At 52.7% G+C, this 22,337-nt stretch carries 15 protein-coding genes; 7 read left to right on the forward strand and 8 right to left on the reverse strand.

Annotated elements, in window-relative coordinates; all coding sequences use genetic code 11:
- Positions 1-120 precede the first annotated feature (120 nt).
- The 3 genes from metE to CBR65_RS06625 all read left to right on the forward strand — a co-directional run bounded on the left by metE (position 121) and on the right by CBR65_RS06625 (position 7,161).
- Complete coding sequence (gene metE / locus CBR65_RS06615; RefSeq protein WP_087468948.1) at positions 121-2,565, forward strand: 5-methyltetrahydropteroyltriglutamate--homocysteine S-methyltransferase; 2,445 nt, start codon at positions 121-123, stop codon at positions 2,563-2,565.
- Positions 2,566-3,024: 459 nt separating this feature from the next.
- On the forward strand, positions 3,025-3,876 hold the full coding sequence (locus tag CBR65_RS06620) for a 6-carboxytetrahydropterin synthase (protein WP_087468949.1): 852 nt from the start codon (positions 3,025-3,027) through the stop codon (positions 3,874-3,876).
- Positions 3,877-4,266: 390 nt separating this feature from the next.
- Positions 4,267-7,161 carry a di-heme oxidoredictase family protein gene (locus tag CBR65_RS06625; protein ID WP_087466131.1) on the forward strand — a complete coding sequence of 965 codons (2,895 nt, stop codon included), beginning with the start codon at positions 4,267-4,269 and terminating at the stop codon, positions 7,159-7,161.
- A gap of 76 nt (positions 7,162-7,237) precedes the next feature.
- Here CBR65_RS06625 and nhaD read toward each other — a convergent pair whose 3' ends face one another.
- The 6 genes from nhaD to fabV all read right to left on the reverse strand — a co-directional run bounded on the left by nhaD (position 7,238) and on the right by fabV (position 13,028).
- Positions 7,238-8,491 carry a sodium:proton antiporter NhaD gene (nhaD, locus tag CBR65_RS06630; RefSeq protein WP_087466132.1) on the reverse strand — a complete coding sequence of 418 codons (1,254 nt, stop codon included), beginning with the start codon at positions 8,489-8,491 and terminating at the stop codon, positions 7,238-7,240.
- Positions 8,492-8,828: 337 nt separating this feature from the next.
- A complete protein-coding gene (gene lpxL / locus CBR65_RS06635; protein ID WP_087466133.1) occupies positions 8,829-9,749 on the reverse strand; it encodes an LpxL/LpxP family Kdo(2)-lipid IV(A) lauroyl/palmitoleoyl acyltransferase in 921 nt (306 codons plus the stop codon).
- A 193-nt stretch (positions 9,750-9,942) separates the two neighbouring features.
- Complete coding sequence (locus tag CBR65_RS06640; RefSeq protein ID WP_087466134.1) at positions 9,943-10,179, reverse strand: DUF2789 domain-containing protein; 237 nt, start codon at positions 10,177-10,179, stop codon at positions 9,943-9,945.
- A gap of 64 nt (positions 10,180-10,243) precedes the next feature.
- Complete coding sequence (locus CBR65_RS06645) at positions 10,244-11,140, reverse strand: acyltransferase (protein WP_087466135.1); 897 nt, start codon at positions 11,138-11,140, stop codon at positions 10,244-10,246.
- Positions 11,141-11,195: 55 nt separating this feature from the next.
- Positions 11,196-11,789: a 5'-3'-deoxyribonucleotidase gene (locus CBR65_RS06650; RefSeq protein ID WP_087466136.1), complete on the reverse strand. Its 594-nt coding sequence runs from the start codon at positions 11,787-11,789 to the stop codon at positions 11,196-11,198.
- A 54-nt stretch (positions 11,790-11,843) separates the two neighbouring features.
- Complete coding sequence (fabV, locus tag CBR65_RS06655; protein ID WP_087466137.1) at positions 11,844-13,028, reverse strand: enoyl-ACP reductase FabV; 1,185 nt, start codon at positions 13,026-13,028, stop codon at positions 11,844-11,846.
- 409 nt (positions 13,029-13,437) lie between these two features.
- On the opposite strand from fabV, the gene CBR65_RS06660 reads away from it, so the two are divergent.
- From CBR65_RS06660 to CBR65_RS06670, 3 genes are all read left to right on the forward strand, one after another.
- Entirely contained in the window at positions 13,438-15,060 is a 1,623-nt protein-coding gene (locus tag CBR65_RS06660; protein ID WP_087466138.1) for a methyl-accepting chemotaxis protein, read from the forward strand.
- 213 nt (positions 15,061-15,273) lie between these two features.
- Complete coding sequence (locus tag CBR65_RS22630) at positions 15,274-16,581, forward strand: PAS domain-containing methyl-accepting chemotaxis protein (RefSeq protein WP_157671993.1); 1,308 nt, start codon at positions 15,274-15,276, stop codon at positions 16,579-16,581.
- A gap of 29 nt (positions 16,582-16,610) precedes the next feature.
- Positions 16,611-17,021 carry an MAPEG family protein gene (locus CBR65_RS06670; RefSeq protein WP_087466139.1) on the forward strand — a complete coding sequence of 137 codons (411 nt, stop codon included), beginning with the start codon at positions 16,611-16,613 and terminating at the stop codon, positions 17,019-17,021.
- 17 nt (positions 17,022-17,038) lie between these two features.
- Here CBR65_RS06670 and CBR65_RS06675 read toward each other — a convergent pair whose 3' ends face one another.
- The gene (locus tag CBR65_RS06675; protein WP_087466140.1) at positions 17,039-18,262 is read right to left on the reverse strand and encodes a M15 family metallopeptidase; all 1,224 of its coding nucleotides are present in this window, start codon (positions 18,260-18,262) and stop codon (positions 17,039-17,041) included.
- The gene (locus tag CBR65_RS06680; RefSeq protein WP_087466141.1) at positions 18,259-18,915 is read right to left on the reverse strand and encodes a hypothetical protein; all 657 of its coding nucleotides are present in this window, start codon (positions 18,913-18,915) and stop codon (positions 18,259-18,261) included. Before CBR65_RS06680 ends, CBR65_RS06675 begins: the two co-directional genes overlap by 4 nt.
- A gap of 284 nt (positions 18,916-19,199) precedes the next feature.
- On the opposite strand from CBR65_RS06680, the gene CBR65_RS06685 reads away from it, so the two are divergent.
- Positions 19,200-22,256 (forward strand): FAD-binding and (Fe-S)-binding domain-containing protein, encoded by a 3,057-nt coding sequence (locus tag CBR65_RS06685; RefSeq protein WP_087466142.1) that lies wholly within the window; start codon positions 19,200-19,202, stop codon positions 22,254-22,256.
- The last annotated feature ends 81 nt before the right edge of the window (positions 22,257-22,337 follow it).

The raw sequence follows: 22,337 nt of genomic DNA on the forward strand, positions 1-22,337 counted from the left end.
GACAGGAGATTACTATAAATTCTATTCATGTTAAAACTGAAAATTATCAGTTTGATTCAAGTTAATAACTTACGGACAATGCCTGCCATCGTAAATTGGATAAAAAAGAGGCAGATCCACATGTCAGAATCCCCTGTTGTCGCCCATAACCTGGGCTTTCCGCGTATCGGCGCGGACCGTGAATTAAAGAAAGCACTGGAAGCCTACTGGCGCGGCGACCTTCCCCAAGCGGAGCTGGAAGCGGTAGGCCGTGAACTGCGGCTGGCACATTGGAAATTGCAGGCCGATGCCGGTCTGGATTTGATTCCCACCGGTGATTTCGCCTGGTATGACCAGGTGCTGACGCTGTCCGCCACGCTCGGCAATATCCCGGTGCGTCATCGCAAAAACGCCCCAACTACGGCGGCTGGACAAGCACGTGATGACGAAGCCTGCTGCACCCATGGCCACACCACTGCCAATCACACCACACCGGAAACACCCTGCACAGATGTGGATCTCGACACGCTTTTCCGCGTAGCACGCGGTCGGGCACCGACAGGTCAGGCGACCACCGCCTCTGACATGACCAAATGGTTTGATACCAACTATCACTACCTGGTACCGGAATTTCACCTGGGCCAAACCTTCAGCCTGAGCTGGCGCCAGATCATTGATGAAACGGCTGAAGCCATCGCAGCCGGTTACGCCGTCAAACCCGTTATCCTCGGACCGCTGAGCTACCTGTGGTTGGGTAAAGAAAAAGGTCAGGCGTTTGACCGTTTTGATTTGCTGCAAAACCTGTTGCCGGCGTACGAGCAATTACTGCAAGCCCTGGCTGATGTGGGCGCGACCTGGGTGCAGATCGATGAACCGATTCTGGTACTGGACCTGCCGGCCAAATGGCAACAGGCGTTTGAAGGGGTTTACCACCGTCTGCAACACAAACAATTGAAATTTTTGCTGGCGACCTATTTTGGCTCGCTCGGCGAAAATCTTTCTACGGCGGTGAACTTACCGGTCGCCGGTTTGCATATCGATGCGGTACGCGCACCGGAGCAAGTGCTTGCGGTTGTGGATCGTTTGTCAGCGCATAAAATATTGTCGATTGGTGTCGTGGATGGCCGGAATATCTGGCGCAATGACCTCGATAAATCCTTACAGGTGTTGCAGGTCGCGCAAGAACGTCTCGGCGAGCGTTTGTGGGTTGCACCTTCCTGTTCGTTGTTGCACTCACCCGTTGATCTGGAACGCGAAGAAAAACTGAATCCTGAATTAAAAACCTGGTTGGCTTTTGCCAAGCAAAAAGTTGGCGAAGTTGTCGCCTTGAAAACACTGTTAACGCGCCCTTTCGATGCGCTTGCGCAAGAAGCCTTGTCCAGCAGTAAGGCTGCCGCACAAGCACGTTGCACGTCGCCGTTAATTCACAATCCTGCTGTGCAGGCCCGCTTGCACGCGGTAACACCGCAAGACAGTGAACGGAAAAATGGATTTGCAACACGGATCAAACAACAACAGGCATTGTTGAATTTGCCCTTATTTCCAACAACAACCATTGGCTCCTTTCCCCAGACGGATCATATTCGTCAAACCCGCCGCGACTTTAAACAAGGCGTGATCAATGAGACCGAATATCAAAATCGGATTCGCCAGGAAATTGCCGATGCCATCGCCCGCCAGGAAAAATTAGGTATCGATGTGTTGGTGCACGGTGAAGCCGAGCGCAACGACATGGTGGAATATTTTGGTGAAAACCTTGATGGCTATGCGTTTACCCAATACGGCTGGGTACAGAGTTATGGTTCACGCTGTGTGAAACCGCCGATTATTTTTGGTGATGTGTCCCGTCCGCAACCGATCACCACCAGTTGGGCGCGTTACGCACAATCGCTCAGTCAAAAGCCGGTAAAAGGCATGCTCACCGGCCCGATCACCATGCTCTTCTGGTCATTTGTGCGCGATGATCAACCACGCGCAACCACCGCCTTACAAATTGCATTGGCTCTACGCGATGAAGTGGTTGATCTGGAATCCGCTGGTATCAAAGTCATTCAAATTGACGAACCAGCCATTCGCGAAGGCTTGCCGTTGCGCAAAAAAGATTGGCAGGCTTATCTGGATTGGGCGGTAAACGCGTTTCGTATCAGTGCCAGTGGCGTGCAGGACGAAACCCAGATCCACACCCACATGTGTTACTCGGAATTCAATGACATCATCGGTGCTATTGCAGACCTGGACGCGGATGTCATCACCATTGAAACCTCGCGTTCCGATGGCGAATTGCTGCAAGCGTTTGAGGAGTTTAAATACCCCAATGACATTGGCCCGGGTGTTTATGACATTCACTCGCCCAACGTGCCGGAGGTCAGCACTATGGTCAACCTGCTGCGCCGCGCCGCGCGGGAACTGCCGGTGGAGCGCTTGTGGGTCAATCCCGATTGTGGTTTGAAAACCCGCCGCTGGCCGGAAACCGAGGCAGCCTTGGCACGGATGGTGGAAGCGGCCGTTATATTGCGCGAAGAATATGCTGATAAATCCCAAGCCACCACAGCCCGGATAAATAACAAGGCAGCAGAACTCGTTTAATTTGGAAAAGATGTATTTTTGATATGCAATTGGCCTGATTTCACCAGTGGGATCAGGCCATTTTTTGGGAAAAGACTAAGGCTCAGGGAAATCCCCGAGCCCCAAGCCAGCGCTTGAAAAATGACAGTAGGGGCTGTCAAAAGGCTTCATGAACAATCACCGGATGCAGACTCATCCGGCAGGGTAAGCAACAATAACTTCCTGAATTACGCACACGTGACACATCGGTCAGCGCACATATTCAAACGCAACACTTATTGTCACAAAAACCACAACACCATATTAGCCATTCTCTCCAACCCCTGCAACCAACTTGCATACTAGAATCCAAATAAACTAAGCCACTCGACGGATATAGCGATTAGTTTATTCATAAGCGCTTCTGACTGCCCTCTGTACACGGCAGGTGATATCATGGCCGCCGTTTTATCCACCACCTATCTACAGTCGGCCCCTTTTATGCTGTTGTTTGTCGATAATCTCACCAATGTTGATTTCAGTTTTCTCGATCCCCAACGCGGCCTGTTGGGCGAAACCTGGCTGGCCAACGTCCAGCTGCACGGGGAATTGGATGAGCAAGGTATGGTGTGTGACTTCGGTACGGTTAAGAAATTATTGCGCCATTGGCTTGATACCGAATTGGATCATCGCCTGGCCGTGCCCGCCCAGTCCCCCAATATCACCATCGCCGAAATAGGTGACCAGTGGGATATCCAATGGGAATTCGGTGACGATGGAGAGTTTCTTCACACCCGCTCGCCCAAAGATGCCATCGCGCTGGTAGAGGCCGAGGTACTTACACCGGAATCCGTCGCCGACTGGTGTATCCGGCGGCTGAAAACCTTATTTCCGGAAAGCGTGGCGCAATTGGAGCTGACATTTACCTGCGAGGCCATAGACGGCGCTTTTTATCATTACAGCCACGGCCTTAAGAAGCATGGCGGCAATTGCCAACGCATTGCCCATGGCCATCGTTCGCGTATTGATATCTGGGCTAACAATCAAAAATGTCCCCTGCTGGAACATCAGTGGGCCGAGCGCTGGCGCGATATTTATATCGGTACCCGCGAAGATATTATTGCCAAACCACAATTTGGCGGGCTTGGCTATTACCACTTTGCGTATACATCGGCACAGGGGCCCTTTGAACTGACACTGCCACAACGTTGTTGTTATTTGATCGACACAGACAGCACAGTTGAATTTCTGGCTTATCACATTGCGCAGACAACCCGCGCAGAAAATCCTGACAAGATGATTCGTGTCAAAGCTTTTGAAGGTATCAATAAAGGTGCCCTTGCAGATGCCTGATTTATCAGGCTTGTGTACTAGCAGACTGCTTATCGCTTCCGATTCATCCCGAAAAAAATGAATACCGCTTACGCAAAACTTTTGTGATGTGGTTTTTATTTTTCGGCATAAAAAACAACAAGAATTTTTCTCCCAATTTCCACACTTACTGGCATCTCTGCGCCGCTGATTCCGTTTAATTATCCAGCCTCAAAGTGGGACGATTACCGGTTCTGTTTGTGTAATTCTGTCCGCGCAAGGTAATTCCTGATACGAAAAAAAATAACCATAAACGGGAAGCTGCAAACCTGACGTCCCGGTTGCAGCATTCAATCAAACCAACCTCACTTCATCACTCAAAAATGCAGTGCAACACCCCTGGTGATGACCGCGGTTATCTGGAGATAAACAATGCGCAGAATAAATATAAGATGTATTTACTACTTGCTCGGTGCCATCCTGTTGTTAAGTCACGCAAGCCACGCCCAGACCAATCTGGCGCTCAATAAAACTACCACTGCCAGCACTGCCATGACGCCCGCCGGTAACGCAACGGATGGCAACAGCGGCACTCGCTGGGAATCCAACCACGGCGTAAGCCCCTCGTGGTTGCGGATTGATTTAGGCAGCGCAGCGGCGCTAACCAGTGTTGCTATCGACTGGGAAGCAGCCAATGCGGCCAATTATGAAATCCAGGGTTCCAACGATGGTTCCAATTGGACCACCCTCTCCTCCCAAACCGGCGGCACCTTTGGCGCGCACACGGATACGGTCGCGGTGTCCGGTTCCTATCGCTATGTGCGCATTTATTGCACGCAGCGTAGCGCCGGCAACCAATGGGGTTATTCCCTATGGGAAGTCAGGGTATTTGGTGGCGGGACCGTAACACCACCACCGGGCACGAATATCGCACTGAATAAGCTGGCCACCAGCAGCCCGGCCCTGACCGCAGCCAATCTGGCGGTCGACGGCAATGGCGGCACTCGCTGGGAATCTACCCACGGCGCCGGCACGGCCTGGTTACAGGTAGATCTGGGCAATAGCTATAGCCTGGGCAGTGTGGCCATTGATTGGGAAGCCGCCAATGCGGCTAATTACCAGGTTCAGGGCTCAACCAACGGCAGTAACTGGTCTACCCTGGCGACCCATACCGGCGGGGCTTTCGGGGAGCGGACTGACACCCACGCTGTCGCCGGAAATTACCGCTACCTGCGCATCAATGCCACTCAGCGCAGCGCCGGCAATAACTGGGGTTACTCGATATGGGAGCTGCGTGTCTTTGGCGGTGCAACCGGCAGCTCGTCGTCCAGTAGCTCAAGCTCGGTCGCTTCGGTCAACTCCAGCTCTTCGAGCAGCTCCTCCAGCAGCTCAATCGTGCCATCCAGCTCGTCCAGCGCCATGAGTTCCAGCAGTGTTCCGCTGGGCAACATCGTGCCACTGTATAACTCCTCCACCCAACTGGAGCCGGTGATTCAATATGACCGGGGCGATGCGTTAGTCACCCGCATTGCGGATCGCGCCCGTGACCGTCACGCCAAGGAGGACATGTTCCAGGCCTACGACCACTTCCTGAGCTTTTACTGGGAACATCGCACTGCCTCTATCGAGATCATCGATTATGTAGCGAAAGGCGGCACCACCATCAGGATGAACGTGCGGACGCAATGGCCCCTGGCCAGCACGGATAACCGCTGGTTCTATATCGGTGTCAACACCGTGGCGGAGTTCTGTGACAACGGCGGTATGTTGATGACGGACCCTTACAATTATTACAAGGAAAGCAGCTACAACTGCCGCGAAGGCCGTCAGATCCAGATCGGCGATAAGCTGGAATTTGAACCCAGCCAGTTCCTGGCGCACGACGTACCTAACGGCCGTTCGGCTTACTACGGCACGACCTTCCTGTATATCGTGGGACAGGGCTTGGTGCCCTGGGAAGTCGGCGGCGCGACACCGCAAGGTGGTATCAAGGACTCGGTGCCCATTCCCGAAAGTGCCTGGTTAGGTGGCGAAACAACGCTGCATCAGTTGAGCGCCGGCGAGCCGCATCACCACTTTATGCAGATGGCCACCAACCTGGGCTATGACAATGGCCAGCCCTTTGTGCTGGGTCGGCGCCTGCACCACACCTCTTTTGTCAACGGCACCCACGACGAGCGACCGGTCGAGAATGAAGTCTTCAGCGAAATGATCGGTAAGGCCGGTCCGCGCTGGGTCAACGACAGCTGCGCCGGGTGTCACGTGCGCAACGGTCGCGCCGCGCCAGCACCGGTCGGCGAACCATTGGATAAATGGGTATTCCGCGTCGGTGACGCCAACGGCAATCCTCACCCGCAATTAGGGCGCGCCCTGCAAACCCGCGCCAATGGCGGAGCCAGCAGTGAGGGTGAAGTGTCCATCGCTTTCTGGCAGGAATCGAATGGCCTGCGTTCGCCTCAGTATCAATTTTCCGGGGTAGCACCGGAGCGCTTCTCTGCTCGCATTGCGCCGCAGTTGGTCGGTATGGGCTTGCTGGAAGCCGTTTCGGAATCCACGATTCTGGCGATGGAAGATACCAATGACACCAATGGCGATGGCATTTCAGGTCGCGCCAATCGAGTGGTCGATCCCGCCAGCGGTCAAACCCGCCTGGGGCGGTTCGGCTACAAGGCAGCCACCAGCAGCGTCAAACATCAGGTCGCCAGCGCGTTTAACAGCGACATGGGTGTAATGACGTCCTTACTGCCAAACCCGGACTGCGGCTCCGGCCAATCCGGTTGCGGCGGCAATGGCTCGGAGCTGGCAGATGCTCACCTGAACAACCTGGTGAAATACATCTCCCTGCTCGGCGTGCGGCCCCAACGCGATATCAACAACGCGGCGGTGCAACGCGGTCAAACGCTGTTCTCTGATATCGGCTGTGCCGGCTGTCACAAACCCACCCTGCAAACCAGTCAGTATCACCCCTTGGCTGAACTGCGCGGCCAGACGTTTCACCCCTACACCGACCTGTTGTTGCACGATATGGGACCGGGCCTGGCGGACAATCTGGGCGAAGGTCAGGCATCCGGTTCCGAGTGGCGTACCGCGCCTTTGTGGGGATTGGGACTTTCTGCGTGTGTCACCGGTGGCGTGATCAACCCCATCGGCGGCCAGGGCAATGAAGTCTGCACACCGGTACACAGCTATCTGCACGATGGTCGCGCCAGAAGTATTGAAGAGGCGATCCTGTGGCACGGTGGCGAAGGTGAAGCAGCCAAAAATGCTTATCAGGCACTATCGGGAGGGCAAAAAGCGGATGTGCTTAGCTTCCTGAGATCCTTGTAACGCTCAGCGGTTTTTCCGGCCATAAAAAAGCCCCGACGGCACATGTGCGGTCGGGGCTTTTTCTTGCATCACTGCGCTAAAACATCATCTTCGCCAAGGTAATTGTGACCCAATAACCCAGCGTGTAGGCAATAAACAGAAATGGAAAATAACGAATATGGCTGCCAAAAGTTAATCCCTTCACTTTACTCATAGCGATAATCCCGGCCGCTGAACCGATGGCCAGCAAGGAACCACCCACGCCGACAGCGTAGGTCAAACCGAGCCATTCGGACGTAGCCAAACTCGGTGAGGCTTTCAGCAAGGCGGCGGTCAAGGGCACGTTATCAATCAGTGCTGAGAATATACCGGCACTGTAATTGGCAACCGTCGGGCTGAATTGCGTGTAAGCGCTGGTCAGCAGGTCCAGCACGCCGATTTCTTTCAGCATGCCCACCAACAGCAAAATTCCCAGGAAGAACAGCAGGGTTTCGTACTCTACCTGGCGGATATATTCCAGGATGCGGGTTTCTTCTTTATCGGTACGCAGCCAGTGGCCAAATAAAAACATCACTGACAAACCCGTGAGGAAGGTCAGCACCGGCGGAATCTGGAAGAAGAAATTGAACAGCATAGTGCAGAAGATGGTGGTGAAAAAAATCACCATAATGGCGATGTCCATCGCTTTGAAATGACGCTGCACCTTATCGGTGGACACGGTACCGGTAACCCCGGGGAATAGCATCAGGCTAAGCGCCAATACACCGACAATGGCTGGCATGATCAACACAAACAATTGCAGCATGGTGACGTGGCCGGCGAGGAAGATCATCAGGGTGGTTACATCGCCGGTGATCAACGCTACACCGCCAGAGTTCACCGCGAATACTACCAGTACGGCGAGCTTGATACGGGTGCGATTATCCAGGTTGAACGCGTGGACCAATCCCAGCGTCACCAGTGTTGCGGTCACGTTGTCACAGATCATCGACAGAATCATCGCAAAAATCGCCACCATCACCATCAGGCTGCGCTTGCTCATCTGCTGTGGGCAAACCCGCTGTACCAACGTCTGGATCAAGCCTTTGGCATTGAGGTAGGCAACGAATGTCATCGTCGCCATCAGAAACAGCCAGAGTGTCGCAATCTCCAGCAGGTTGTGGTCGAGCTTGCCGAGCATGACATCCTGCTGTTCTGCCGAACCTGCAAACATAAACATCAATAACCAGGAAATACTGCCGAAGAACAACGTGGTTTTCGCTTTGTTGATGTGAATGACTTCTTCAAAGATCACACCCAGGAGCGCCAATATGGCAAAGCCGATCAGAACAACTTCAAGAAACGCAGGCATAGTTCACCACCATTACAATTAATAAACCGGTTGCCAACTTGGCCAGGGCGAACGTCTGTTATTACGTCGGTCATGTGAGTACTGGCTGATCAGGTCGGAATCTGGACACAAAGGATCAGGAATACACATTGATTGAATAGGACACCTGGGCAAGAGAGTAGAATTCAGTGATTGAGTGCAAACAGCTCGGAGAGGAAGATGCAAAAAGTAGAGGCTGTTCAAATGCAACAAAACGGCGCGCATTCTAACGCAGCTCGCCTGTAAACAATATGGCCCGGACATAAAAACGTCATAAATCTCGCCGGACAGGCAGTTTATTTCAACCGGGGCCGGACCATTACTTTTGCCGGCGGTACAGCGGCGCCTCACCTTCCGGACGAGTCTTGAAGCGCGGCTGCGCCCAAAAATACTGCCCCGGGCACTTGAGGACTTCGCGTTCCATAAACTGGTTAATCCGTAGCGTATCCTGGTATTCGTCCCCGGAAGGAAAATCTTCAAAGGGAGGATGAATCACCATCTCGTAACCTTTGCCGTGATCCAGACGCCGCTGGGTAAAGGGGATTACCCGAGCTCGCCCCATCTGGGCAAATTTGCTGGTAGCAGAAACCGTTGCCGTCTGTACCCCGAAAAACGGCACAAACAAACTCATCCTGGCCCCCAGATCACGATCCGGCGCATACCACACCATGCGCCCCTGACGCAGACGGCTGATCATCAGCCGCACGTTGTCCCGGGGAATGGTAATCCCCGGACAATAGGCTTCACGTCGCGTTTTTTGCAGGTAATCGTAGACGGGATTTTTATGGGGGCGATACATGCCGTCGTAATCAATATTCTGGCCAAGCATCGCACACCCCAGATCAAGATGCGTGAAATGCATACTCAATAGCAAAGCCCCCTGCCCGTCACGCTGGGCCGCTTCAAGATGCTCCAGCCCCGTAACGGTATAGAGTTTGCGCAAACGATTTTTTGACCAGAACCAGGCGATGCCGGTCTCGAAAATTGCCATGGTCGTAGAGAAAATGGTTTCATCCAGTACCTGTTGCCGCTCGGCGTCGGTCCATTCCGGAAAACATAAATCAATATTGACCCGCGCCATGTGCAAGCGCTTTTTATTCAGTTTCAACAACGGGCTGATCAAGCGTGCCAGTGCGACCTGAACACGGTAAGGCAGTTGCGACAACAGATACCAGACGCCCGCCCCGACCCATGAAGGCAAATGACGCGGAGCAAGCAAAGCGCGGGAAAAATGTGACATAAGCGAAGGCTGTCTCGGGTTAACGCGTGAAGGTGGGGATTATAGCCAAAGCAGCAGGGGATTGAGAAAAAGCTGGCTTTTTAATAGGAAAAAATTCGATATGGTCCGGGCTCAAATCCTTCCGATCAAAAAACACAAAAGGCATGCTCATTCATGAGCATGCCTTTTGTTTTATAGTTTTATTTTCTACAGGTTAATCGCGTAGTAATACATTCAACTCATCAACGACCTCAGCCCAGTCAGAATCATTAAGTACCGCTTCGCGTAAAAATGTAGCCTGGGATTCGGTCCAGAAACCGGCTTTGGAAAGCGGTTCCGCTTGGGGCAATGGCCGGTGTTGTTCAATAAAGGCTTCGATCTCCTTTTTTGAATTGGGCAAACCCAGTTGTGCAAACAAGCCACTCAAGGAGTGGATAGAGGTGTCTAGCATGGTGAACCTCCCGCTAATCTGCTGACTGATATTCAAAGTGTCACTAGCATAGAACAAAAGTGCGTTATTGGCTTGCACTTTTCTGCGCCATTCTCTCAAGCTGCGCATCCTTTTCACGCCAAAGTTCATTAACCCATGCCTGAAAGTGACGACGGAATTCACTGTCGTTGGCGTAGTCGCCCAACAAGTCGTCCGGAATCGGCAACTGGCGCATATGGATCGCTATGCTGCTCACCTTCCCCGACGCATATTCCCAATAGGTGGGGTTGCCTTGCGGGTAATAAATTGTGACATCCAGCAGGCTGTGCAGTTGCCCATCCATTGCCGCCAGGGTAAATGCAAGGCCACCGGCGCGGGGAATCAGCAGATGCCTATAAGGTGACTGCTGTTGCGCTTGCTTTTCCGGCGTAAACCGTGTGCCCTCAAGATAGTTGATGATCGTCACCGGGTTGTGGCGATATTTTTCGCAGGCACGCCGGGTTTCTTCCACATCTTGGCCTTTCAAAGCAGGATCGCGCTCAATTTCCGCTTTGGTGTAGCGCCGCATAAAGGGAAATTCCAGTGCCCACCAGGCGATACCAAGGAGCGGTACCCAAATCAGGGATTTCTTCAGGAAAAACTTAACGTAAGGAATGCGACCATTAAACACCCGCAGCAACACCAGGATGTCGACCCAGGATTGGTGATTGGAGACCATCATGTACCACTCATGGCGGCTCAGGTTCAGGTCACCTTCCAGATGAATATCCGTGCGGGTCAGTAGCGCCTGATGCGCGCTATTGAGATCAATCCAGCGACTGGCAATCCAGTCCAATGCACGATTGCAATGTTTTTGCCAGCGACGCGAGGGGATCAGGCGTTTGGCGAGGGCGAGCGGCAACAGGGGAATAAACGCCAGTAGCGTGATCAGCAGGAACAATATGCTGGTCAACAAACCGATGACATGTCGATATAGAGGCATAGGCTTTCATCGCTTCAGCTGAAGCGACCTCAAATCCGGAGTGCTGTCAGGCAATTCAAACACTGACCTCACCAGCTGAAGCCTCTTTCGGCGCTTGATTGTCTGCTTCAGCAGAAAGTCCGGCGGTGAAGAAGCTCAATACTTGTTGCCAATTATCAACCCGTATGTCAGCCGGGTCTTTGACGTTGTGCGGCGCGGTATACAGCACACCGGTTCCTTTAAACCCCACGAAATGGCGCGCGCTATCGTCGATGAGGTAGTCGGCATTCACCAGGTATTTTTTGCCGCAGAAAATAAAATTCATCGGCGACAGGAACGGAAGGTGTTGCACCAACCATTCATATTTTGCGGTGAAGGATGTGGGATGTTCCATTGCCGCTGTGGCGATGACGACTTCATAGTGCTCATGCAATGTCTGAATCACAGCGATAGCGTTGTCATGGGGCACCAGATCGGCAAAGAAGCGCGGATCATCGGGATAAGCACGCACGCGCGCAACATGTTCCGCCGGTACCCGCTGATAAATCTTGGCACCTGCCAGATCAGCCTTAGTTAGCTGTTGATTGAACTCTTCGTTGTACCACTGAATATGACGAGACAGCGTATCAACAAGTGTTTCATCCATATCAATCGCAATACGTTTACGCATTCTTGCTCCTGCAAAAACAAACCCGGCGCCATGCGCCGGGACATAGCTTGTAAATCAAAAATTCGTGCTGACCAGCGGGCTGGTTTCTGCATCGTAATCCACACCCTTGGCACCGAAACCGAACAGCTTGAGGAATTCCTGGTTGTAGCCTTTGTAGTCGGTCAGCTCAAACAGGTTTTCTTCAGTGACCTTGGGCCAGATTTCCTCAACACGCGCCTGAACTTTCGGGTCCAGTTCCAATTCATCAACGCGCAAGCGCCCTGCTTCGTCCACCCGTGGCGAGCCGGCATACAAACACTCCTTAAACAGGCGTTGAATCTGCTCAATACAACCTTCATGGGTGCCATCTTCCTTCATGACTTTGAAGAGGATCGACAGGTATAACGGCATCACCGGAATCGCCGAGCTGGCCTGGGTAACGACCGCTTTCAGTACGGCCACGCGCGCTTGGCCATTCAGGTCAGCGAGTTTACTGTCGAGGGCTTTGGCCGCACGGTCGAGGTCTTCTTTAGCCTTACCGATGGTGGCGCGACCGTAGATTGGCCAGGTCAACTTGTCACCCAGGTAGGTGTAAGCCACTGTCTGGCAACCTTCCGCCAGCAGGTTTGCAGATTTGAGAGCGTCGATCCACATCTCCCAGTCTTCACCGCCCATCACCTTCACGGTCTGTGCAATCTCTTCGTCCGACGCAGGCTCAATAGACATTTCCATGATTTTCAGGGTATCGGTATTCAGGCCTTTGGACACATAGGTTTGGCCGATGGGCTTGAGCACCGAGTTATAGACTTCGCCGGTTTTCGGGTCGGTACGACGGGGCGCGGCGAGGCTGTATATCACCAGATCCACCTTGCCAATACCGTGAGTCAATTCTTCGATGACCTGGGCTTTGCAGGCATCAGAAAAGGCATCGCCATTAATGGTTTTTGCGTAAAGGCCGGCGGCTTCCGCGGCGTCGTGGAAAGCGGCAGTGTTGTAGTAGCCAGCAGTCGCCGTTTTGGTTTCCGTCGGCGGTTTCTCAAAGCAAACACCCAGGGTATCTGCACCGCTGCCAAACGCGGCGGTAATACGGGAGGACAGACCAAACCCGGTGGAACAGCCGAGCACCAGTACTTTCTTGGGACCACCTTCCACCTTGCCTTTTTGTTGGGTGAAAGCGATCTGTTCCTGAACATTCGCCGCACAACCCTGGGGGTGGGCATTGATACAAATAAAACCACGTACTTTTGGCTTGATAATCATGAAGTTGTCCTGTTAATGAATATCGGGTCTGCGAAACAAAGGCGGCCATTATAGTGCGCAGCGGGCCAGAAAACAGTGTTTTGTCCCAATCGCTCCATCCGCGCTCCGTCATCCCACCTGAAAACGCTTTAGGGACGGATTTTCATCCGCTCTATAGGCATCAGTTATAAGCGCACCAAAATAATTCATGGCGCCCCAATTCAGAACCCCAAAGACAACGTTATCTCAACCAAAATTATCATTTTTACCCATGGAAAGCGGAAAATTGCTGCTAAAGTTAATAATAAAGAATCATGCGCCAACATTTATTGACAACGTTGTCCCTTGCGCTTACTGTCGAGCAATAAATTAAAAGTTGCTGGTCCAGCCAGGTTGTGGGGTCAAGCCAATTATTCCAGGAGAGCTCACTATGTCTTTACGCTTGAAAATGTGGATCTTGACCAGCCTGATTCTGATTGGCCTGCTCGGCATTATGTCCATCGGTTTGTTTACCTTGCGTTACGCGACCAATCAGGACAATCAGGCACGGGTGGAGCAACTGCTCAACAGCACCTATGCCACAGTGATCGAGATGGAGAAGATGGCCGCGTCCGGCCAGCTTTCCGACGAAGAAGCCAAGGCCATCGCCACCAATATCCTGCGCAACAACATCTACCACAAATCTGAGTATGTTTACGTTGCCGATGAAGCGATGAACTTTGTTGCCGCGCCGCTGGACCCGCAAATTCACGGCACCAGTTTCCATGAATTTAAAGACGGTCAAGGTAAGAGTGTCGGCGATATATTGCTGCGTGCCGTAGAAGCCTCGCGCGGCGAAATAGCGCGCTACACCTGGACGCAGAAGCAGGCCGATGGCTCTATTGAGGACAAACTCTCTATCGCAAAACTGTCACCGCGCTGGCGCTGGGTGGTGGGCACCGGTATCGGTTTCAATGAAGCCAATGCCCGCTTCTGGGACAGCGCTGCAAAGCAGTTGGGTTTTTGTTTGATTGTGGTGTTGCTGATCGTCGTACCGGTGCATCTCGCGGTGTACAGCATCCAGCGCGGTCTGGGCGGTGAGTTAAAAGAGGTACTGGCACTGGTGCGCACGGTGGCCAATGGCGATCTGACTGAAGACCACAAGGTTCACAATGCGTCGGAAGAGAGCATCTACGGTTCGGTATTGCGTATGCGCCACGCTCTGCGCTCGATGATGAGCGGCGTCGCCGAGTCGGTTGCCAGCCTGCACCGCATCAGTGATGACATTGTGCAAAAGGCTCAAACCAGCACCTCTATGGCAGAAGAGCAAAGTGTCGCCACCGCCAAGATCGCCGCATCAGCAGAAGAATTTAACCAACAGACCAAGCACGCCATGCTTCAAGCCAAGGAGGCGCGCGATCAGACAGACGCGGCATCGCAAACCGCGGCGCGCGGTCAGCAATTAATTTCCCATGCGGTACAACGTTTCGTTGAGCTGGAGCATAGTGTCAGCACAACCCAATCCAGTATTGATGCGCTGGCGGAGCGAATCGGCAGCATCTCGGCCGTCATTTCCGTCATCAGCGAAGTGGCCAACCAGACCAACCTGCTCGCGTTGAATGCGGCGATCGAAGCCGCCCGCGCCGGTGAACAGGGTCGAGGCTTTGCCGTGGTGGCGGATGAAGTGCGGCAGTTGGCCTCGCGCACCAGCCAGGCGACCCAGGAAATCAGCGATACCATCTCCACCGTACAAACCCGCAGTCGCACCGCCAAACAGAATATGGACCAAATGGTGGTGCAGTTGAAAGACGGGATTGAGCAGACCAAAGAAGGCGGTAAAACCGTCGAAACGATCAGCTCGGAAACCCGTTCCGTTGAGGATATCGTGTCTCATATCGGTCACGCGATGGAGGAGCATGTGGAAGCAAGTGGTTTGATCTTGCAGTATGTCAGTCAGGTGGAAGAGTCGTCGGTAGGCACCAAGGATGCGGCCCATGGCACACTCACCGCCTCGCAGCATATTCGCCAGGCTTCCGATAACCTGAGCCAGATGCTGGAGCGTTTCACACTCTAGCCATCCTGGACAACAATCACACAGGTAACCCCGCACGGGCTGCAAATGGACTGAGCGGGGTTTTCGCCTGGATATGCTTTTCAGCGATGAAAAGTATTTCCCCCTTCTTTATTTCTCGTCTACTGCAGTTTTCCAAACGTCATTTGATTTAGCAGATTGCCCTTCTAGACTTTACGTTGACTATCTATCACGTGAGATTTTCTGGAGTTACTTATGGAGCTTTCTTTTTTTAAGAAAAAAATGCAGGACAAAAGTACCTTGGTGGAAATAGAGCAGCGCCTGGAATCACTGGAGGATGACCTGCATGCAATCCGCAGTAACACCGCCTACATCACATTCGATCCGCTAGGCAATATCCTGGAGGCGAACGATCTATTTCTCGCCGTGTTGGGCTATGCGCGCAATGAAGTCATTGGCAAGCACCATCGTATGTTTTGCAGTAAGAATTTCAGCCAGACGACAGAATATCAAACATTCTGGCGCGATTTGGCGCAGGGGAAATCTTTTTCCGGCACTTTTGAGCGATTAGATAAGAGTGGTAACCCGGTATTTTTATCAGCAAATTATTTTCCGGTAAAAGATAAAAGAAATAATGTTATCAAGGTCATCAAGATTGCCAGTGATGTCACTCAATCCCAGATAGCGTTGAAAGCTAATAACGCCGTGCTGGAGGCACTGGATAAATCCTTGTCAGTGATTGAATTTACTCCGAATGGGGAGGTTATTACAGCTAATGAAAATTTTCAGAAGACGATGGGCGTTGCCCTCATAGATATTATTGGCAAACACCATAAGGTATTTTGTGATGCAGATTTCTATCGTGAGAACCCGGATTTTTGGCAGCGCTTACGCAACGGCCAACATTTCTCCGGGAAATTTAAACGTATAAACGCCAGGGGTGAAATTATTTGGTTGGAAGCAACCTATAACCCCATCTTCGATCAACAGGGTAACGTATATAAAGTCATCAAATTTGCCTCTGATATTACCGAGCGAGTGGACGCTGCCATGAGAGCGATTGATCTAGCCGCGTCCACATCAGAGCAGACCTCACAAATTACGTCTAATGCCGTTAATGTCCTTAATGAGGCCATTGAAACATCGCACCATATTGCAGATCAGGTAAAAGAAGCTTCTACGATAGGCACACAATTGAGTTCACAATCCAGAAGCATTAACGATATTGTCACCACCATCCGCTCTATCGCCGAACAAACCAATTTGCCCGCATTAAATGCGGCCATAGAAGCAGCAAGAGCTGGCGACTCTGGCAGGGGTTTTTCGGTCGTGGCAGACGAGGTTAGAAAGTTGGCTGCAGACACATCAAAAGCGACAGCAGAAATCTCCAAAGTCGTGCAAAATAATACAGCCTTGATCGGTGAGATAGACACCAAACTTACCACGGTTACTGGTATCGCCCTCCACGGAGAAGACAGCATCACTGAAGTGGCATCCGGCTTGGCCGATGTCCGTAATGGTGTCAATCAGTTTGTGCAAATGGTTGAAACGATGCGACCCTAACAGAGAAAATTTTCATTAAGGAGCTGCCCATGTTTTACCCCATGTTTGTCATGGTTATCCTGACGTTTCTGGTGGCGTTTTACCTGCTGGGTTTACGCATCGTCGCTGTCCGGCAACGCAAGGTTTCCATCGGTTATTTCCGCCTTAACACCGGCGCTAATGAACCTCCCCCGCACATCATGGCGGCCGCACGCCACTACAGTAATCTCTTCGAATTGCCGCTGCTCTTTTACGTTACCTGTCTGTTGGCAATGGTGATGGGTTTTCAAAGCGCGCTGCTGGTTATCTGCGCCTGGGTTTTTGTTGCATCACGGGTGGTTCACGCATTGATTCACCTCAGTTACAACAACGTCCTGCACCGGTTGCTGGCGTTTTTGACCGGGGCGGCGTGTATTTTGATTATGTGGATCAACCTGGCAGCGCATTACGCGGCGCGCTGAACCGCGCCGCTGCAACATCAAGCACCTAGCAGAGATTTTGCACGCTGGTATAAGCGGCGCCGATCTTCCAGCCCGTTAAGCCCGCCGTTGATACGGCGGGTGATAGCCGTCAGCTCATCCTTATCGGCAAGTTCATTCAACCCCCGCTTTGCCCAGAACCAGCCTGCTACATCGACACATAAATCCGGATCGCTCGCAACCAGTTCCGGCTTGGCCAGCAACTCCGCCTCCCGGTTGATAGCGCGCCCATACTCCGCATAATTGGCGCGGCCGGTCAGTTGGATCAAACCCCGGCCCTTGAATCGCCGCCCATCGCCCGGTTGGGTATTTCCCAGATCCGCCCGCCTTTCATAGGCCTCACCGCTGGCAATCTCTTCGCGAAAGCGCAACTCACCTGATTCGTGACCGATCTGGGCCAAAAAATGCGCCTGGCGCAAGGGTGAATCAATAGCGCGGTTAGCCATCATGCGGTCAATTTTTGCGGCCAGTTCATTCACATCCTTATCCCCGGCACGCAGATACAACAACGCCAACAAGGCTGAGGTTAACGTTGTCGGCAAAGACTCACACAAGCTGGCCAGCTCCCGGCTCACCGGCTCAACCCGGCCTTGAGGTGTTTGATCACCGAGCGCACTGCGTTGAAAGGCCCTGATGGCATTCAGGGTTTTATTGCCGAAAGCCCCGTCAGGATTGAGTTTGCCCTCTTCTATCTGGACGCGGCCCGCCTCGGCACACAGGTTAAGCAAACGCTGCACAGTCTCCACATCATCGCGACGATTTGCACTCTGGGCGCCGACCGAACCTGACAAAATCCCTGCGCCGCGCTGGTTTAGTTCAGCGACAGGCACTCCCGCTACAACCGGTGTTGGCGGCGGTGTACTGGCAAGATTCTCCCGCCGCTCAAAATGCGGCGTGTCTTTAAAGGATTTCCAGTTACCGCCCCAGCGATTGGCGCTGTCCAGATTCTCCCAAAACTCACCCAGCGGCCGCAGATCTTCCACATCGTAGGTGAGCGTTAGTTCGCCAGCGGGGGTTTCCTTAAAAAAATTCAGATCCACAGCCAGACGCTTTAGGTGCTGACTGTTCATGGTGGTGCTACGGCCGTTCTTAATGTGCAACGCCTGTTGTTCCGTGGTGCGATAGAGCTCGCCGCCGGATACATGAAAACCCAGTTCTGTGGCTTTGCGAATCAATTCGGCTACATGCAGCATAAAGGCAGATTGATGGCGAAGGAGGCTCATAACGGGCGCCCTCCCCGCGATTTATCTGTTTCGATGGTGAGTGCCTTGTCGTGCTCGACCTGGATGGATTCGGTCAGCAACCGTATTTTTTCTTCCTTGCTTTTACTGCCGGCACTGGAACCGAAAAAGTACTGGATGATGGCGGACAGGGAAACGCCGAGCAGGAAACCCAACACGGTATCGATCACGCGGGCAGCGTCGGGGTTTGTGGTGTAGTCGTGAACAAACGCGGCGTAGAAGATGAACAGAAAGGTCAGCAGTGTCAGGCCCGTTGCATAAAAATACACAAAGCGTTTGGCCAATTTGTCATCGCTCGATAGCGCCGCCTTTTGCATATCCCGAGCGTCGGCGCGGTCGGCCTGATGCACTTTTTCAAGCTCCAGGGCATTGGCATCCAACTGTTGGCGATACTCAAGCAACTTGGCCTGGTATTGGAATTCAAACTCGCGCAACTTGGCCCACTGTTCTTCCGTGAGTTTTTCATCGGCGACATCGTTGATATCAATACCGGTTTTTTCTTCGATAAACCCGGCGATTTCCTGGGTACCTTTATCAAGGGCACCGCGAAACACGCCGCTGAGCAGGTCGAGTCCGCGCCTGGCAAGGGCAGGACCGATGGCAGACAAGGCTGCCGCTACAAGAGGAGCTGGCATAGGGGAATCCCTCCGCTAACTGGTTAATAGGTTTTTGCCAACGCTTTTCCTTCGCAACACAAAACACACTATCGGTACAGCTACACCAACTAACCCAATGACACTAAACCCGCCCGCACTGTCATACAAGCCCGCGGCGACGAACAGCAAGCCAGCATTCTATTTTGGCGTGCCGCTCATCAAACCTTCGCATGCCGGGGCTCCACCATGGCCATGTACCGGGCGAGATAGTAGAATGCGCTCCTATTTTCAGCAGTAGATTCCCCCGTGGTTAGCCAAACCCTATGATTCCAAGCATTCGCCAAACGTCTCCCGTCCAGGCCCTGTACCTGGCTTTTATAAATGCCTTGCGCGACAACGGCTTTCGCGGCGATTTAAGCCCGGACTACGCCAATCGCACCGTGCTGGCGACAGACAACTCCATCTACCAAGTCTTGCCCCAAGGTGTCATTTATCCTCGCGATACGGCGGACCTGGTCAAGGTCGTCAAACTCAGTCAGGTGCAGCGCTTTCGCGACATCGTGCTCAGCCCGCGCGGCGGCGGCACCGGCACTAATGGGCAGTCGTTGACCGACGGCCTGGTGGTGGATACCTCCAAGTACATGAACCAGATCCTGGAGATTAATGTCGAGGAACGCTGGGTGCGCGTGCAGTGCGGCGTGGTAAAAGACCAGCTCAATGCGGCCATCAAACCCTATGGCTTATTCTTTGCGCCGGAACTGTCGACCAGCAACCGCGCAACCATCGGCGGGATGATCAACACCGATGCATCCGGCCAGGGTTCCTGCCGTTACGGCAAGACGCGCGATCACGTACTGGAACTGCGCACAGTGCTACTCGATGGGGCTGAATGGACATCCTCACCGGTAGCGGACAATGAGCTGGAGGTTATTGCACAGCGACAGGATCGCGTTGGCCAGGTTCACCGCTTGCTCGACAGCATTCAACGGGACCACGCGGATTTGATCGCAGCAAAATTTCCCAAACTTAATCGCTGCCTGACAGGCTACGACCTCGCACACATCCGCGATGAAGAAGGTCGTTTTAACCTCAACAATATTTTATGCGGCAGTGAAGGTACGTTGGGTTTTATCACTGAAGCCAAATTAAATTTGTTGATGACCCCAAAATTTTCTGCACTCGTCAACGTCAACTACCGCGACTTCAATGCCGCCCTGCGCGATGCGGCAGAATTGATGAAGGCGAACCCGACTTCTATTGAAACTGTCGATTCAAAAGTACTTAACCTGGCGATGAATGACATCGTCTGGCACAGCGTATCGGAATTTTTTCCGCCGTCGGCAAGTGGTGAAAAAATCCAGGGGATTAACCTGGTTGAATACACCGCTAACGACGAAGATGAGCTGCGCGCCGACATTAAAAAGTTGACGGATCAACTCGATCAGTCCGGCCTCGACAATGATCTCGGCCGTATGGGTTACAGCCTCGCCTGGGGTAACGATGCGGTTAATAAAATCTGGGGCATGCGCAAAAAAGCGGTCGGGTTGCTGGGCAATGTGGAAGGCGAAATTCGCCCGGTGCCTTTTGTGGAAGATACCGCTGTACCGCCGGAAAACCTCGCCGACTTTATCTTTGAATTCCGCAAGTTGCTTGATGATCACCAGTTAACTTACGGCATGTTCGGTCATGTGGATGCGGGGGTACTACACGTTCGCCCGGCGCTGGACATGAAAGATCCCGAACAGGAAAAACTGGTGCGCAAGATTACTGACGAGGTGGTCGCGTTAACGCAAAAGTACAACGGGTTGATGTGGGGCGAACATGGCAAGGGTGTGCGCTCGGAATACGCACCGCAGTTTTTTGGTGAGTTGTATCCGCAATTGCAGCGCATCAAAGCCGAATTTGATCCCTACAATCAACTGAATCCGGGCAAGATCGCAACGCCGACGGAAAAAATCGAATTACTCAAGATTGATGGCGTCACCACCCGCGGCCAGGAAGATCGCAAAATTCCGGTGCACGTCTGGAACGCCTACAGCGAAGGCATGCACTGCAACGGCAACGGCCTGTGCTACAACTGGAATCCCAACGACGCCATGTGCCCTTCCTGGAAAGGCACACGTGAGCGCATTCACTCGCCGAAAGGTCGCGCATCTTTAATGCGCGAGTGGCTCAAGCAAATGAGCGAGCGCGGTGTGAATCCCGTTGCAGAAAGTGCAGCGCTCAAACGCAGCAGTTTTTTGCTGACGCTGCCGGCGCGCATTAAAAATACCTGGCAGAAAAAACAGGGCGACTACGATTTTTCCCACGAAGTACACGAGTCCATGGTGGGTTGTCTGGCCTGTAAATCCTGTGCGGGTCAGTGTCCGATCAAAGTGGATGTACCAGAGTTCCGCAGTAAGTTCCTGGAGCTGTACTACGGCCGTTACCTGCGCCCGCTGAAAGATTATTTTATCGGCGGACTGGAGTTCATGATTCCCACCCTGGCGCGTGTGCCCTGGTTATACAACGCCATGATGAAACCGCGTTTTATGCAAAGCTTGCTGGCCAAGGTGGTGGGCATGGTGGATAGCCCCTTGTTGACCGGTATTTTGCTGGACGATGCAATCCAGAAGCTCGGCATTCGTTACGCCAGCCTGGAAAATATCGCGCAGTTGAACGCAGCCGAAAAAGCCAAAGCGGTTATCGTCGTACAGGACGCCTTTACCAGTTATTTTGAAACCCCCTTTGTGATTGATGCATTAACCCTGTTGCAGAAATTGGGTTACGTACCGCTGCTCGCGCCATTTAAACCCAACGGCAAACCCTTGCAGGTCCATGGCTTTTTGAAAGCTTTCGCCAAAGCAGCGGACACCAATGCCACTATGTTGAACGGACTGGCGTCTTCCGGCATTCCGTTGATTGGTCTCGAACCGGCCATGACCCTGGCTTATCGCAGCGAGTATAAAAAAATCCTCGGCGCTAACGCACCCAAGGTGCAACTGATACAAGAATGGTTGGCCGGACAACAGGAAACCTTGCGCGCACAAGCACAACAATTTGGTACCGGCGATTATGCATTGTTGGCCCACTGCACCGAAAAAACCAACGCCGTCAGTTCCATTAAAGATTGGCAGCAGGTATTTGCCGCACTCAACCAAACATTGAAAGTCATTGAAACCGGATGTTGTGGCATGGCGGGCACCTATGGGCACGAGGCGATTAATGTCGACACGTCGAAAAAGATCTACCAATTGTCCTGGGCGGACGTCGTCAACAACCCGGCCAATAAAGATCGGTTGACGGCCACCGGTTACTCTTGCCGCAGTCAGGCCAAACGTATCGATAATGTGAAGCTGCCTCACCCATTGCAAGTACTACTGGCGCAAGTAAAACAATAAATAAACCGGATGAGTGGGTCTCATCCGGGATAAATTTGAGCGCTCTGGCGATTCAAATGCTCACCGCACCTTGTCCATCGG

It is taken from the genome of Cellvibrio sp. PSBB006 (assembly GCF_002162135.1).
Lineage (GTDB): Bacteria > Pseudomonadota > Gammaproteobacteria > Pseudomonadales > Cellvibrionaceae > Cellvibrio.

Bases quoted from the DNA above. Each gene is read 5' to 3' on its own strand.
- lpxL (WP_087466133.1), bottom strand. From the start codon at position 9,749: ATGTCACATTTTTCCCGCGCTTTGCTTGCTCCGCGTCATTTGCCTTCA.
- CBR65_RS06645 (WP_087466135.1), bottom strand. From the start codon at position 11,140: ATGCCTCTATATCGACATGTCATCGGTTTGTTGACCAGCATATTGTTC.
- CBR65_RS06640 (WP_087466134.1), bottom strand. From the start codon at position 10,179: ATGCTAGACACCTCTATCCACTCCTTGAGTGGCTTGTTTGCACAACTG.
- CBR65_RS06620 (WP_087468949.1), top strand. From the start codon at position 3,025: ATGCTGTTGTTTGTCGATAATCTCACCAATGTTGATTTCAGTTTTCTC.
- CBR65_RS06680 (WP_087466141.1), bottom strand. From the start codon at position 18,915: ATGCCAGCTCCTCTTGTAGCGGCAGCCTTGTCTGCCATCGGTCCTGCC.
- nhaD (WP_087466132.1), bottom strand. From the start codon at position 8,491: ATGCCTGCGTTTCTTGAAGTTGTTCTGATCGGCTTTGCCATATTGGCG.
- CBR65_RS06650 (WP_087466136.1), bottom strand. From the start codon at position 11,789: ATGCGTAAACGTATTGCGATTGATATGGATGAAACACTTGTTGATACG.
- CBR65_RS06670 (WP_087466139.1), top strand. From the start codon at position 16,611: ATGTTTTACCCCATGTTTGTCATGGTTATCCTGACGTTTCTGGTGGCG.
- CBR65_RS06660 (WP_087466138.1), top strand. From the start codon at position 13,438: ATGTCTTTACGCTTGAAAATGTGGATCTTGACCAGCCTGATTCTGATT.
- CBR65_RS06675 (WP_087466140.1), bottom strand. From the start codon at position 18,262: ATGAGCCTCCTTCGCCATCAATCTGCCTTTATGCTGCATGTAGCCGAA.
- CBR65_RS22630 (WP_157671993.1), top strand. From the start codon at position 15,274: ATGGAGCTTTCTTTTTTTAAGAAAAAAATGCAGGACAAAAGTACCTTG.
- fabV (WP_087466137.1), bottom strand. From the start codon at position 13,028: ATGATTATCAAGCCAAAAGTACGTGGTTTTATTTGTATCAATGCCCAC.
- CBR65_RS06685 (WP_087466142.1), top strand. From the start codon at position 19,200: ATGATTCCAAGCATTCGCCAAACGTCTCCCGTCCAGGCCCTGTACCTG.
- CBR65_RS06625 (WP_087466131.1), top strand. From the start codon at position 4,267: ATGCGCAGAATAAATATAAGATGTATTTACTACTTGCTCGGTGCCATC.
- metE (WP_087468948.1), top strand. From the start codon at position 121: ATGTCAGAATCCCCTGTTGTCGCCCATAACCTGGGCTTTCCGCGTATC.